Here is a 12,945-nt window from a genome sequence, read left to right as displayed (position 1 = left end):
GATCGGCGGCGTCCGTTACTCCGACATCCCGAACCCGGGCACGCAGATCGGCGTCCTGCTCGACGCGTCGGCGCAGCACGCCGGTCGCACGGGCCGCGAGATCCTGACGTTGAGCGCCATCACGATGGGCCTGCCGTCGTCGCGCGTCGACCAGATGCTCGAGCTCGTCAGCCTGACGCCTGAGGAGGCCAAGCGCCGCGTCAAGAACTACTCGCTCGGCATGCGCCAGCGGCTCGGCATCGCGACCGCGCTGATCGGGGACCCGGAGGTGCTGGTGCTCGACGAGCCCGCCAACGGGCTCGACCCGGCCGGCATCCGCTGGATGCGCGACCTGCTCCGCGGGTACGCCGACGCCGGCGGCACGGTCCTGCTGTCCTCGCACCTGCTGCACGAGATCGAGGTCATCGCCGACGACCTGGTCGTGATCGGCGACGGCCGGATCGTGGCCTCCGGCACCAAGGCCGAGCTGCTGGCCGGCTCGGGGACGCTCGTCCGGGCCCGCGACCTCGACGCCCTCGGCCGCGCCCTCGCCGAGTCGGCGATCGGCGTCAGCCCGCTCGACGGCGGGTTCCGCGCCGACGCTGATCCCGAGCTGGTCGGCAAGGTCGCCCACGCGGCCGGCGTACCCCTGCTCGAGCTGAGGCCGGCCGACGGCGCCGGCCTGGAGGAGATGTTCCTCGAGCTCACCGCCACCACCCAGCGCGAAGGAGTCGCGGCATGACCACGCTCGCCCCCACCCCCTCCCCCACCGGGGCCGCCCCGGCCCCGACGTTCGACCCGATCCCGTTCAGCCGGGTCACCTCGGTCGAGCTGCGCAAGATGTTCGACACCCGCTCCGGCTTCTGGCTGATGGCCAGCATCGGCATCCTGGCCGTCCTGGCCACCTCCGCCGTCCTCCTCTTCGCCCCCGACGACGAGCTGACCTACGAGACGTTCGCGGCGGCCATCGGCTTCCCGATGGCGGTGGTCCTCCCGGTCATCGCGGTGCTGTCGGTGACCAGCGAGTGGAGCCAGCGCACCGGGCTGACGACCTTCACCTTCGTCCCCGGTCGCGGCCGCGTCATCGCGGCCAAGGCGCTCTGCGCCGTCGGGATCGGCGTCGTCTCGATGGTCGCGGCCGCGGCGATCGGCGCCCTGGGCAACGTGGTCGGCGCCGCGATCGCCGGGGTCGACACGGTGTGGAACGTCTCCGCGATCGACCTCGGCCTCATCATCCTGGCCAACGTGCTCGGCCTGCTCGTCGGCTTCATGCTCGGCGTGCTCCTGCGCAGCTCGGCCGCCGCGATCGTGGCCTACTTCGTCTACTCGTTCGTCCTGACCGGCCTCACCGAGCTGCTGGCGGTCAACCAGCAGTGGTTCGCCGACGCCCGCGGGTGGGTCGACTTCAACTTCGCCCAGGGGCCGCTCTTCGACGGCGACGTGTCGCTCGAGCAGTGGGCCCAGCTCGGGGTGTCCGGCTTCTTCTGGCTCGTCCTGCCGCTCGCCGTCGGCCTGCGGATGGTGTTGCGCTCCGAGGTCAAGTAGCCGAAAATCGCGCTGACCCGTCGTAGATCTACGACGGGTCAGCGTGGAGGTGAGGTCAGCGCGCGGCGGAACCCTCGGTGTAGTCCTTGTCGGCCTGCTGCCACGAGAAGTGGGAGCGCAGGGCCTTGCCGGTGGCCTCGATCGAGTGGCCGGCCTCCTCCTCGCGGAGCTTCTTGAACTCGACGGCGCCGTTGTCCTGGTCGGCGATGAAGCGCTTGGCGAAGGTGCCGTCCTGGATCTCCGACAGCACCTCCTGCATGCGGCCCTTGACCGAGGCGTCGATGATGCGCGGCCCGGACACGTAGTCGCCGTACTCGGCGGTGTCGGAGATGCTCCAGCGCTGCTTGGCGATGCCGCCCTCCCACATCAGGTCGACGATGAGCTTGAGCTCGTGGAGGACCTCGAAGTAGGCGATCTCGGGCTGGTAGCCGGCCTCGGTGAGGGTCTCGAACCCGGCCTGCACCAGGTGGGAGACGCCGCCGCAGAGCACGGCCTGCTCGCCGAAGAGGTCGGTCTCGGTCTCCTCGGTGAAGGTGGTCTTGATGACGCCGGCGCGGGTGCCGCCGATGGCCTTGGCGTAGGACTTCGCGAGGTCCCAGGCGGTGCCGCTGGCGTCCTGCTCGACGGCGATGATGTCGGGGATGCCGCGGCCGGCCTCGAACTCGCGGCGCACGGTGTGGCCCGGCGCCTTGGGCGCGACGAGGATGACGTCGACGCCCTCGGGGGCCTTGATGTAGCCGAAGCGGATGTTGAAGCCGTGGCCGAAGACCAGGGTGTCGCCCTCGGCGAGATGGGGCTCGATCGACTCGGCGTAGACGTGGCGCTGCACCTGGTCGGGGGTGAGGATCACGACGACGTCGGCCTCCTCGACGGCCTCGGACACGGTGAGGACCCGCAGGCCCGCCTCCTCGGCCTTGGCCTTGCTCCTGGAACCCTCGGCCAGGCCGACGCGGACGTCGACGCCGGAGTCGCGCAGGTTGAGCGCGTGCGCGTGACCCTGCGAGCCATAGCCGATGACCGCCACGTTCTTGCCCTGGATCAGGGAGAGGTCGGCGTCGTCGTCGTAGAACATCTCAGCCACGGTGGGCTTCTCCTTCGGGTTGGTGGTGCAGGGGTGGGTACGTCGTCCTCAACCGGCGGCGTGTGCCGGCGGGACGGGAACGGCGACCGGGCGCAGGGAGCGCTCGGAGATGGAGCGCGAGCCGCGGCCGATGGCGACCTGGCCCGACTGGACGAGCTCGCGGACGCCGAACGGCTCCATCATGGTGAGGAAGTCGGCGATCTTGCCCGCGTTGCCGGTGATCTGCATCGTGATCGCGTCGGGCGCGATGTCGATGACCTTGGCCCGGAAGAGCTGGACGATCTCGAGCACCGAGCCGCGGGTCTCGACGCTCGCCCCGACCTTGACCATGACGAGCTCGCGGGTCACGGAGGTCGTGGGGTCGAGCTCGACGATCTTGATGACCTCGACCAGCTTGTTGAGCTGCTTGGTGACCTGCTCGAGCGGCGAGGAGTCGACGTTGACGACGATGGTCATCCGCGAGACCTCGGGGTGCTCGGTGGGGCCCACCGCGAGGGAGTCGATGTTGAAGCCGCGACGGCTGAAGAGGCCGGCGATCCGGGCCAGGACGCCGGGCTTGTTCTCGACGAGGACGGAGAGGGTGTGGGTCGTCATCAGAGGTCGTTCTCCTCGAAGTCGGGAGCCAGGTCCCGGGCGTACTTGATCTCGTCGTTGCTGGTGCCGGCGGCGACCATCGGCCACACCATCGCGTCGCGGTGGACGCGGAAGTCGACGACGACCGGCACGTCGTTGATCTCCATCGCCTTGGTGATGGTGGCGTCGACGTCCTCGGCCGACTCGCAGGCCAGGCCGACGCAGCCGTAGGCGTCGGCGAGCTTGACGAAGTCGGGGATGCGCTTGGAGTGCAGGTCGGTGTTGGAGTAGCGCTCGTTGTAGAAGAGCGTCTGCCACTGCCGCACCATGCCGAGCGACTCGTTGTTGATGATCGCGACCTTGATCGGGATGTCGTTGATTGCGCAGGTCGCGAGCTCCTGGTTGGTCATCTGGAAGCAGCCGTCGCCGTCGATCGCCCACACCGTCGTGTCGGGCATGCCGACCTTGGCGCCCATGGCGGCCGGGACGGCGTAGCCCATGGTCCCGAGACCGCCGGAGTTGAGCCAGGTGCGGGGCTTCTCGTACTTCACGTAGTGCGCCGCCCACATCTGGTGCTGGCCGACGCCCGAGGTGTAGATCGAGTCGGGACCGGCGATCGCGCCGAGCCGCTCGATGACGTACTGGGGCGAGAGGCCGGTGGCGGGCTTGTCGTAGCCGAGCGGGTACGTCGCCTTGACGCCGGACAGGAAGGCCACCCAGCCCTCGTAGTCGCCGGTGTGGCCCGCGTCGGCCTCGGTCTTGAGCGCCGCGTAGAGGTCGAGCAGCACCTCGCGGACGTCGCCGACGATCGGGACGTCGGCGTGGCGGTTCTTGCCGATCTCGGCCGGGTCGATGTCGGCGTGGATGACCTTGGCGCCGGGTGCGAACGAGTCCAGGTTGCCGGTGACGCGGTCGTCGAAGCGGGCGCCGAGGCTGAGGATCAGGTCGCTCTTCTGCAGGCCCGCGACCGCCGCGACGGTGCCGTGCATGCCGGGCATCCCGAGGTGCTGCGGGTGGCTGTCGGGGAACGCGCCGAGCGCCATCAGCGTGGTGACGACCGGGATGCCGGTGAGCTCGGCGAGGGCGAGCAGCTCCTTCGACGCGCCGGCGCGGATCGTGCCGCCGCCGACGTAGAGGACGGGCTTGCGGGCCTCGAGCAGCAGCCGGGTCGCCTCGCGGATCTGCTTGGAGTGGGGCCGGGTCACCGGACGGTAGCCGGGCAGGTGGATCTCGCTGGGCCAGTCGAAGGTGGTCATGGCCTGCAGCGCCGACTTGGCGACGTCGACGAGGACCGGACCGGGGCGGCCCGTCGAGGCGATGTGGAACGCCTCGGCGATCGTGCGCGGGATGTCGGCCGGGTCGGTGACCAGGAAGTTGTGCTTGGTGATCGGCATCGTGATGCCGCGGATGTCGGCCTCCTGGAAGGCGTCGGTACCGATCATCGCCGCGCCGACCTGGCCGGTGACGGCCACCATCGGCACCGAGTCCATGTGGGCGTCGGCGATCGGCGTGACCAGGTTGGTCGCCCCCGGACCGGAGGTCGCCATGCAGACGCCCACCCGACCCGTCGCGGCGGCGTACCCCTGGGCCGCGTGGCCGGCGCCCTGCTCGTGGCGCACCAGGATGTGGCGGATCGAGGAGTCCATGAGGGGGTCGTAGGCCGGGAGGATCGCGCCTCCCGGGATGCCGAAGATGGTCTCGGTCCCTGCGGCCTCGAGGGCCTTGATCAGGCTCTGGGCCCCGGTGATCGCCCCGCTGGTCTCGCTCATCCGCTCGTTCTCTCTTCCTTGGTGCTGGTCTCGCTGAGGGTGTCGTGGCAACAAAAAACCCCTCGGCCAGTGCTGGCAACGAGGGGTGACGCGCTGACTGAGGTGGTCAGACGGCGCGTCGCACGGGTACGAGAAGGTCGTGAAGCATGCTGCCACCGTAGCCGCCGACCCCTCGGGGCCGCAGACGAGTCTGCCACGGTCCCACATCGTGGGACATCGATCCCACGATCTGACATGGCTGGGCGCTGAGGCCGTGTCGCTGGACGCTTGTATTCGAACATGCTGTCGACTATTCTAGATGCCATGACCGCCCTCGCCGACGAGACCATCGCGACTCCCGCGATGCTCCTCGCCGAGGTGCGCCGCTCCCGCGTCGCCGTCGACGCGCTCGAGGCCCACGTCATGGGGCTCGCCGTCGAGTGGGCCCACGCCCACCCCGCCCCCGACGGAGCCCGTGCCTGGCGCGTCACCGCGGCGACCGCGGTGCCGCTGGGCGAGCTCGACGGGGCCGCCGACGAGATCGACGTCACCGATCCCGAGTGCGAGGAGGCAGTCGGCTGGATCGGCATCCCACCGGTCGCCTGGGACGCTCCCGCCGCGTTCGCGGCCGCCAACGGCATGTCCACCGCCGCCGGGAAGGCCCTGATCCGCGACGCCCTGATCCTGCACCACCGTCTCCCCCGCGTCTGGGAGCGGGTCACGGCCGGTGCCGCGCCGGCGTGGCGTGCCCGCAAGGTCGCCCAGCTCGTCATCGGCTCGCCCGCCGACGTCGTGACCCACATCGACACCGAGGTCGCCCCCATCGTCGGCACGGTCAGCGCCGCCACCCTCGAGCGCAAGCTCGAGGCGGCGATGCTCCTGCTGCACGCCGAGGCCCGCGAGCTCGACCAGGAGTGCGCCGAGGAGCACCACCACGTCACTCCCGACGACCCCGCCGCGGACGGGTCGGTCACCCTGACGGCTCGGGGTGACTGGAAGGACGTGCACGACCTCCTCCAGACCGTCGCCCGCATCGCCGCCGCACTCAAGGAGACCGAGGGTCCCGACAGCCTGATGGGTCTCGACGCCCGTCGAGCCCGGGCGCTGGGCGTGCTGGCCGACCCCGCGCAGGCCCTGGCCCTCCTCGACGGCACCGACGCACCGGCACCGGGCAAGAAGGCCGTGGTCTACCTCCACCTCACCGACCTCGCCGTCCTCGGCGCGGACCCGGTCGGGTTCGACGAGACCACCCGTCGTCCCGTCCTGGTCCAGCAGGTGCGGGAGTGGCTGGCCCGCACCGACACCCACGTCGTCGTCAAGCCGGTCCTCGACCTCGCCGAGGAGCTCCACACCGAGGCCTACGCGGTCCCCGACCGGCTGCGCGAGCAGACCAAGCTCGTCAACCCGACTTGCGTCTTCCCGTGGTGCACCCGCCCCACCGAGTGCTGCGACTGCGACCACATCGAACCCTGGGACCCCGCTCCCGGCGGCGGACCCACCTGCAGCCACAACATCGCGCCGCTGTGCCGACACCACCATCGACTCAAGACCCACACCGCCTGGACCTATCGCCGGCTCGAGCCACGGGTCTTCCTCTGGACCGATCCCTACGGCACCAGCTACCTCCACGACCGCGGCACCACCAACTGCGTCTGCCAGACCTAGCGGGTCACGCACCATCATGTCCGCCCGCACGTGCGGCTGGTCGGGCTTCAGGCTCGACGTGCCGCCGCATCCAACTCCCGATAGGCGACTCAGCAGATCACGCTCCGACTTGCTCAACCCAGTCCCGCAGGTTGGTTCCGATTCGAGCGACGTCCTCGGCATCGAGCCGGCCAACGTGCATGATCACATTTCGAGACCGTTCGACCCCGTCGAAGATCGCACACGCCCAATCCGCCGATGGCAGCCTGTTGCATCGCGGTCAGCATGCCGTCGGGGTTCTTGGTACTCGTGAGGTACGTCTTCGGTGATGCCATGCCGTTCTCCGTCCGGCCCGTCAAGAGTGCGCACTCTGCGTCCGGCGACCGACAGTCCAATCCGGACGAACGGTGCCGCCGCCGACAATCGTCGCAACGAGAATCCGCCCGACGATGCCGCTGCGAGCCCGCATTCGTGCCGCGTGTCGAGTGGATGAGCCGTGACGAAATGGGCTCGCTCATCGCGGAACCGGATGCGAGTCTCAGCAGGCATGCCGGGTCCAAGGCGGGCTCCCGGCGCTGAGAGATCCGAGCGGACACCTCACGGTGGCGTCAGGCATGGCGCTGCGTCGGGGCCACGTACAGGCCCGGCATGCGCTCTCGACGGGCTCGGCCCGAACGCGCCGGACGGTGATCGACCAGTGGGCGGAGCCGTGGACGACGCGACGACGTCCCACCCTGGTGACCACCCCTCGTGATCGACCGCGACGACGGCACGTGCTCTTCACCGCTGCGTCCGCGATCGCGCTCGTTGCCTGCGGCGTCGACCGGTCGGACCAGGGAGCCACCGACTGCGCGTCTGTCGTGAGCTACATGGAGCCGGTGCTCACGATCACCGCGGTGCACGACTCCGGCGGTCGGCCCGTGCCGCAGGTCGAGGTGGTCCGCTACCGCCGGGACGGCGTCCCGATGCTCCAGCAGCTGCGGTTCGACATCGAGCAGGGGACCAGCTGGTCGCCGGAGCGAGACACCGCGACCTTCGACGCGGGCCTGCACTCCGGTCTGTCGCTGCACGGCGACGGTCGCGTCACGTGCACCGTGCCGTGCGCCTTCGGCTCGAACCCCGGCACCGTCGACCTCGGCGTGGTCGCCCAGGACGGGCAGCGGTCCGCCCGGAGCCTCGAGGTCCACCACCGGGGCCGTAGACCTGGGTGCGGTGGCGCGCTAAACGACGGCACCGATGTCGACCTGGTCCTGGACCGACCCCGGACCTAGACCGAGCGAGACAGCACGCCGATCGGTCAACCGCTACCGGCCCGATGTGGCTATGCCCGCAGATCGTCCAGGCACTTGTGGATCCAGCCCATTACCCCGGCAGGGAAGTTGGGTGAGCATCGGCTCATGGACCCGGAATCCCCCACGACCGTGGCCTCTCGACCCCGCCCACTGCGACGGATGGGCGTGGCAGCGATGTGTGTCGCCCTGCTGGCGTACGGCACGACCACGGCGCAGGCCGACGCAGCACCAGCCACCCTGGTCGCCCCCGCCCGCTCGACCACCCCGGCCGCAGCCACCCCAACCACCGCAACCACCGCGGCGGCGGTGTCGAGAACCGCGCCGGCCTCGCGGGCACGCAGCGCGGTGAAGCGCGTCCCGGTCGGGTTCAGCCCGGGGTTCTCGATCCAGGAGGAGAGCCTCGAGGACCTGCGGCGCGACCTCGACCAGATGCGCGCCATCGGGGTCACCCGCATCCGCCTCGACCTGTCCTGGGCACGCGTCGAGGGCGTCCGCGGCCGCTACGACTGGTCCCAGTCCGACCGCGTCCTCGCCGAGACCCGCAGGCGCGGCATCCGCGTCCTCGCCGTCATCGGCTACCAGCCCGACTGGGCCCAGCGCTACGACTCCGCCGGCCGTCCGCAGCCCGTCGACCGTGCGGGGTTCGCCCGGTTCGCCGGCGCCGCCGCCGCGCGGTACCGCACCCAGGTCGGCGCCTGGGAGATCTGGAACGAGCCGAACCTGCAGCGGTTCTGGATCGCCCCGCCCAACGCCGCGCAGTACGCCGCCCTCGTCAACGCCGTCGCCCCTCGGCTGCGCGCCGGCGACCCCGGGGCCCGCGTCCTGGTCGGCTCGATGTCCCCGGCCAACGACGTGGCCGGGGAGACCGTCTCGCCGATGACGTTCCTCCGCGGCGTCTACGCCCGCGTCCCGCTCAGGAACTTCGACGCCGTCTCGGTGCACCCCTACAGCTTCCCCGCGATGCCCACCGGCTTCGAGGAGTGGAACACCTTCTTCCGGATGCGCCAGCTGCGCCAGATCATGGCGGCCAACGGTGACGCCCGCAGCAAGATCTGGCTCACCGAGTACGGCGCCCCGACCGGGACCAGCGACGAGGCGGTCGGCGAGCAGGACCAGGCCGCCATGCTCGTCTCCGGGATCCGTGAGGCCCGCCGCCGCGGCTACACCGGTCCGATCTACCTGTACTCCCTGCGCGATGCCGGCACCGACGCCGGCGACCGTGAGGACAACTTCGGCGTCCTCACCCACGACCGGCACGCCAAGCCCGCCTACGCCGCCCTGCGCCGGGAGCTCAGTCGCGACCGCGCCAGGTCGTGATGCAGGCCTGGTTGCCCTGGGCGTCGGCGAGCACCCAGAAGGCGGGGGCCCGCTCGTCGCTGACGAGGGTGCCGCCGGCGTCGAGCGCGGCCCGGATGCGCGTCTGCGCGACCTCGGGCGGGACCCGGAGGTCGAGGTGCCAGCGCTGCCGGGGCGCCTCGTGCGGGTCGGTTGCCTGCGCCCAGATGGTCGGCATGGTGCCGTCGGGGTCGGTGAGCTCGCGGTGGTCGTGGGGGCTGGGCTCATGGCCGAGCAGCGCCGCCCAGAACGCCTTGACCTCCGCGAAGTCGGGGGTGTCGATCGCGAGCTCGAGCACGCTGACCTGCTCGGGCCGGGCCACGGCACCGAGGGCGGCGGCCGCCGCGGTGATGTCCCGGGCCAGGCGCACGTCGCGCGGCGTCGCTCCCCCGACGTCGTGGCTCCACAGCCTGACGTCGACGCGTGGGTAGGTGAGGTCGACGTCGGGGTGGTGGTCGGCGGCCTCGGCGGCCACGCCGATCGCCTCGACCAGGCGTACGCCGGTCGCGAAGTCGCCCGTCTCGAACCGGGCGTGCAGCCTCCAGAACAGCAGGCGCCAGTCGGAGAGCCCCTCAGCCTCGACGTCGTGGCCGTCGAGGAGCCGCTGGTCCTCAGGCGTCACCGACCGGGACCTCCTCGGTCGACCCGATGGCGGTGCAGATGCAGGCCTGGTTGCCGTGCGCGTCGGCGAGCACCCAGAAGCTCGGCTTGCGGGCGTCGCTGACGAGCGTGCCACCGGCCGCGATCGCCTCCTGCACCCGGCGCTCCGCAGCCTCGGACGGGACGCTGACGTCGACGTGCCAGCGCTGCTCGGGCGGGTCCTCGACGGTCGAGGTCGCGTCGGGCGCCTCCTGGAACCACACGCCGAGGCCGGTGCCGTCGGGGTCGGTGAGCGCGTCGGCGTCGCCCTCGGGCGCCGGACGTCCGAGCACGGCCGCCCAGAACGGGGCGACGTCGGCGTGGGCCCGGGTGTCGAGGGCCCACTCGACCACGCGCAGCTCGTCGGGACGGGGCGTCGCCGCGAGCCGACCGGCGTGGTCGGTGATCTCGCGCGCGAGCCGGACGTCGCGCTGGGTGACGCCGCCGACGTCGTGGCTGCTGAGCCGCACCGACACGAACGGGTAGCGCAGGTCGACGTCGGGGTGGTGGTCGGCCGCCTCGGCTGATCCCCCGATGTCGTTGACGAGCCGCAGCCCGGTGGCGAAGTCGCCGGTCTCGAACCGCGCGTGCAGCGCCCCCATGATGTAGCGCCAGTCGTCGAGCAGCTCGGCGGCGACGTCTGCGGGCGACATGGTCTTCTTGTCGTCGGTCGTGTCCTGGGCGTCAGTCATGGCAGCACCTTCTGTCCGATCGGTCCGGGGTTGGTGGCGACTTCCCAGCGGAAGCCGTCAGGGTCGGCGAAGTAGCCGGTGTAGCCGCCCCACTCGCGCTCCTGGGGCTCGCCCACCCGCTCGGCGCCGGCGGCCTCGGCCAGGGCGAGCACGGCGTCGACCTCCTCCGGCGTCGCGACGTTGTGGGCCAGCGTGAACGGCGGGACGCCGCCTCCCGACGACACCCCGGCGGCGATCGGGCCGACCTCGGCCTCGAACGCCACGCGGTCCCAGAGCGACAGGACGACGTGCTCGCCGACGTGGATCATGCTCACGTCGCCGGGCTCGTGCAGCGCCTCGGTCCAGCCGAGGCCGTCCAAGTAGAAGCGCCGCGACGCCTCGAGGTCGGCGACGGCGAGCGTGACGAAGCTGATCCGCTGGTCCATCGCCCCGACTCAACCAGACGGCGTGGCTCAGGTCACCACTCGGAGAGGGGAACGCTGGCGACCCTCGGCGTCGAAGTTGGCCGGGTCGAGCCACGCCTCGTGCGCGGCGCGCACCGCCGGCCACTCGGCGTCGGTGACCGAGAACCAGTCGGTGTCGCGGTTACGGCCCTTGGTGATCATGTGGTGGCGGAAGCGGCCCTCGTAGGTGAACCCCAGCCGCGCGGCGGCGCGCCGCGACGGCTCGTTGAGCGCGTCGCACTTCCACTCGAACCGCCGGTAGCCGAGCTCGTCGAACGCCCACCGCATCAGCAGGTGGGTCGCCTCGGTGGTCGCCGGCGTGCGCTGCAGGTGCCGGCCGTAGAGGACCGACGCGACCTCGACCTGGCCCGTGCCGGGCTCGATCCGCATGAACGACGTGATGCCACCGGGCTCTCCCCCGTCGGGCCCGCCGACCGCCACCACCGCCCAGGTCTCCATCACCGGCGCGGCGAGCGTCGCCTCGATCAGCCCCTCCATCGCCGGTACGTCGGCCGGCGGCTCGGTCGGCCGGTAGGTCCACAGCGCGTGGTCATCCGGGCTGCACAGCGCCCGGTGCAGCGCCGGGGCGTGGGCGGCGTCGAGCGGCTCGAGGACGACGTACCGACCCTCGAGGCGCACCGGGGTCGGCCAGGGTCGCGGGGTCCAGCCGACCACGACGTCGCCGACGCGCTGGCCGTGGGCGTTCTCCTCGGGCACCTCCGGACCCTACTGTCAGGCGTGTGCAGAACGCGCGCCGATTCCACCTGGTCGTCGCGGTCGTCACGACCGCAGCGATCCTCTTCCAGCTCGTGCTCGTCGTGCAGGGCGGCGAGGTCCTCGACGAGGTCGAGGAGCCGTCGCTGCCGGTGGCGCTCTACCGGTTCGTCGCCTACTTCACGATCCAGAGCAACGTGCTGGTCGCCGTCGGGGCGTGGGCGGTCGTGCGCGACCCGGCCGCCGACGCGGCGTGGTTCCGCCGCGTGCGGCTCGCTGGCACCGGCGGGATCACGGTGACCGGCGTCGTCCACTTCGTGCTGCTGCGCCCGCTGCTCGACCTCGAGGGGGCTGACTGGGCAGCCGACAAGCTGCTGCACATGGTCGTGCCCGTGCTGGCGGTCGTCGGCTGGGCGGTGTTCGGGCCCCGCGGCCGCATCGACCGGGGCGCCGTGGTCGTGGCGCTCGGGTGGCCGATCGGGTGGCTCGTCGTGACGCTGGTCGTGGGGGCGGCCTCGGGCTGGTACCCCTATCCCTTTCTCGACCCGCGCCCCGACGGCGTCCTGGCGGTCGTCGTCGCGTGCGTCGGCGTGACCGCCCTCTTCCTCGCCGTGGTCGCGGCCCTCGCCGCCGTCGACGAGCGCTTGCCGGACAGGGCAGACTCAGCCGCATGACCGACGGCGTCGATGTCAGCGTCCCTCCCAGCGGCACGGGCTGTGTCGAGTGCGACGCGGCCGGTGGGTGGTGGGTCCACCTCCGTCGCTGCGCCGCGTGCGGCCACGTCGGCTGCTGCGACTCCTCCCCCGCCCAGCACGCCTCGGCGCACTACGCCGCCACCGGCCACCCGGTGATGCAGAGCTTCGAGCCCGGCGAGGAGTGGTTCTGGGACTTCGCCGCCGAGAGCGACGCCGACGTGCCCGTCGGCACCGAGCTTGCGCCGCCGACGTCCCACCCCGAGGAGCAGTCGGTGCCCGGCCCGGCCGACCGCGTGCCGACCGACTGGATGCAGCACGTCCACTGAGGTCAGCGGCCCGTCGTGCGCCGCCACGCGCTGAACGACCGCACCGGTCGCGGCTGCGGTCGCACCAGCCACGGCCAGGGGTGCACCTCGGCGACGTCGAGCCGCGCGGCCCGGCGGGCCCACCCCGGCACCGGGGCGTACGTCGCCGCGAGAGGTCGCCCGGAGAGCTCGGCCACGACGTCGCCGCGGCGCACCTCCACCTCGTGCTCGGCGGCCAGGTCGCCCAGGCACTCGGCCAG

Annotated in this window: 14 protein-coding genes and 1 pseudogene; 7 read left to right on the top strand and 8 right to left on the bottom strand. The window is 71.7% G+C overall.

Annotated elements, in window-relative coordinates; all coding sequences use genetic code 11:
* Positions 1–721: ATP-binding cassette domain-containing protein (locus Q7T52_RS19345; RefSeq protein WP_304805186.1), on the top strand; the 721-nt coding region annotated here is incomplete at its 5' end.
* Positions 718–1,524 (top strand): ABC transporter permease, encoded by an 807-nt coding sequence (locus tag Q7T52_RS19340; RefSeq protein WP_304805185.1) that lies wholly within the window; start codon positions 718–720, stop codon positions 1,522–1,524. The genes Q7T52_RS19345 and Q7T52_RS19340, both read left to right, overlap by 4 nt.
* Positions 1,525–1,579: 55 nt before the next feature.
* On the opposite strand, the gene ilvC is transcribed toward Q7T52_RS19340, so the two are convergent.
* The 3 genes from ilvC to Q7T52_RS19325 are packed head-to-tail and all read right to left on the bottom strand — an operon-like array spanning position 1,580 to position 4,947.
* Complete coding sequence (gene ilvC / locus Q7T52_RS19335) at positions 1,580–2,605, bottom strand: ketol-acid reductoisomerase (RefSeq protein WP_304805184.1); 1,026 nt, start codon at positions 2,603–2,605, stop codon at positions 1,580–1,582.
* 48 nt (positions 2,606–2,653) lie between these two features.
* A complete protein-coding gene (gene ilvN, locus Q7T52_RS19330) occupies positions 2,654–3,199 on the bottom strand; it encodes an acetolactate synthase small subunit (protein ID WP_304805183.1) in 546 nt (181 codons plus the stop codon).
* Positions 3,199–4,947 (bottom strand): acetolactate synthase large subunit, encoded by a 1,749-nt coding sequence (locus Q7T52_RS19325; protein ID WP_304805182.1) that lies wholly within the window; start codon positions 4,945–4,947, stop codon positions 3,199–3,201. Before Q7T52_RS19325 ends, ilvN begins: the two co-directional genes overlap by 1 nt.
* A 303-nt stretch (positions 4,948–5,250) precedes the next feature.
* Between Q7T52_RS19325 and Q7T52_RS19320 the strand changes: the two genes are divergently transcribed.
* The 3 genes from Q7T52_RS19320 (at position 5,251) to Q7T52_RS19310 (ending at position 9,179) form a co-directional block, all read left to right on the top strand.
* Positions 5,251–6,591 carry an HNH endonuclease signature motif containing protein gene (locus Q7T52_RS19320; RefSeq protein WP_304805181.1) on the top strand — a complete coding sequence of 447 codons (1,341 nt, stop codon included), beginning with the start codon at positions 5,251–5,253 and terminating at the stop codon, positions 6,589–6,591.
* Between the two features lie 839 nt (positions 6,592–7,430).
* Entirely contained in the window at positions 7,431–7,841 is a 411-nt protein-coding gene (locus Q7T52_RS19315) for a hypothetical protein (RefSeq protein ID WP_304805180.1), read from the top strand.
* Positions 7,842–8,027: 186 nt separating this feature from the next.
* The gene (locus Q7T52_RS19310) at positions 8,028–9,179 is read left to right on the top strand and encodes a beta-galactosidase (protein WP_304805179.1); all 1,152 of its coding nucleotides are present in this window, start codon (positions 8,028–8,030) and stop codon (positions 9,177–9,179) included.
* On the opposite strand, the gene Q7T52_RS19305 is transcribed toward Q7T52_RS19310, so the two are convergent.
* From Q7T52_RS19305 to Q7T52_RS19290, 4 genes are read right to left on the bottom strand one after another with little or no spacing between them, the layout of a single operon-like run.
* On the bottom strand, positions 9,154–9,819 hold the full coding sequence (locus Q7T52_RS19305) for a VOC family protein (protein WP_304805178.1): 666 nt from the start codon (positions 9,817–9,819) through the stop codon (positions 9,154–9,156). The two genes, Q7T52_RS19310 and Q7T52_RS19305, sit on opposite strands and share 26 nt — an antisense overlap.
* The gene (locus Q7T52_RS19300; RefSeq protein ID WP_304805177.1) at positions 9,809–10,528 is read right to left on the bottom strand and encodes a 4a-hydroxytetrahydrobiopterin dehydratase; all 720 of its coding nucleotides are present in this window, start codon (positions 10,526–10,528) and stop codon (positions 9,809–9,811) included. The genes Q7T52_RS19305 and Q7T52_RS19300 overlap by 11 nt, the downstream gene beginning before the upstream one ends.
* On the bottom strand, positions 10,525–10,953 hold the full coding sequence (locus Q7T52_RS19295) for a VOC family protein (RefSeq protein WP_304805176.1): 429 nt from the start codon (positions 10,951–10,953) through the stop codon (positions 10,525–10,527). Before Q7T52_RS19295 ends, Q7T52_RS19300 begins: the two co-directional genes overlap by 4 nt.
* Before the next feature lie 27 nt (positions 10,954–10,980).
* Entirely contained in the window at positions 10,981–11,688 is a 708-nt protein-coding gene (locus Q7T52_RS19290; protein ID WP_304805175.1) for a GNAT family N-acetyltransferase, read from the bottom strand.
* Positions 11,689–11,711: 23 nt separating this feature from the next.
* Between Q7T52_RS19290 and Q7T52_RS19285 the strand changes: the two genes are divergently transcribed.
* Both Q7T52_RS19285 and Q7T52_RS19280 read left to right on the top strand, forming a co-directional pair.
* Positions 11,712–12,359 (top strand): Pr6Pr family membrane protein, encoded by a 648-nt coding sequence (locus Q7T52_RS19285; RefSeq protein ID WP_304805174.1) that lies wholly within the window; start codon positions 11,712–11,714, stop codon positions 12,357–12,359.
* Positions 12,356–12,706: a UBP-type zinc finger domain-containing protein gene (locus Q7T52_RS19280; protein ID WP_304805173.1), complete on the top strand. Its 351-nt coding sequence runs from the start codon at positions 12,356–12,358 to the stop codon at positions 12,704–12,706. Before Q7T52_RS19285 ends, Q7T52_RS19280 begins: the two co-directional genes overlap by 4 nt.
* A gap of 2 nt (positions 12,707–12,708) precedes the next feature.
* Here the strand turns inward: Q7T52_RS19280 and Q7T52_RS19275 are convergent.
* A pseudogene (locus Q7T52_RS19275) lies at positions 12,709–12,945 on the bottom strand (deoxyribodipyrimidine photolyase); the annotation flags it as partial.

The organism is Nocardioides sp. (genome assembly GCF_030655615.1).
Classification (GTDB): domain Bacteria; phylum Actinomycetota; class Actinomycetes; order Propionibacteriales; family Nocardioidaceae; genus Nocardioides.
This window is presented reverse-complemented; position numbering and strand designations above follow the sequence as displayed.

Coding starts and splice junctions, on each gene's coding strand:
- Q7T52_RS19340 (WP_304805185.1), top strand. CDS start 718: ATGACCACGCTCGCCCCCACCCCCTCCCCCACCGGGGCCGCCCCGGCC.
- ilvN (WP_304805183.1), bottom strand. CDS start 3,199: ATGACGACCCACACCCTCTCCGTCCTCGTCGAGAACAAGCCCGGCGTC.
- Q7T52_RS19325 (WP_304805182.1), bottom strand. CDS start 4,947: ATGAGCGAGACCAGCGGGGCGATCACCGGGGCCCAGAGCCTGATCAAG.
- Q7T52_RS19320 (WP_304805181.1), top strand. CDS start 5,251: ATGACCGCCCTCGCCGACGAGACCATCGCGACTCCCGCGATGCTCCTC.
- Q7T52_RS19300 (WP_304805177.1), bottom strand. CDS start 10,528: ATGACTGACGCCCAGGACACGACCGACGACAAGAAGACCATGTCGCCC.
- Q7T52_RS19295 (WP_304805176.1), bottom strand. CDS start 10,953: ATGGACCAGCGGATCAGCTTCGTCACGCTCGCCGTCGCCGACCTCGAG.
- Q7T52_RS19280 (WP_304805173.1), top strand. CDS start 12,356: ATGACCGACGGCGTCGATGTCAGCGTCCCTCCCAGCGGCACGGGCTGT.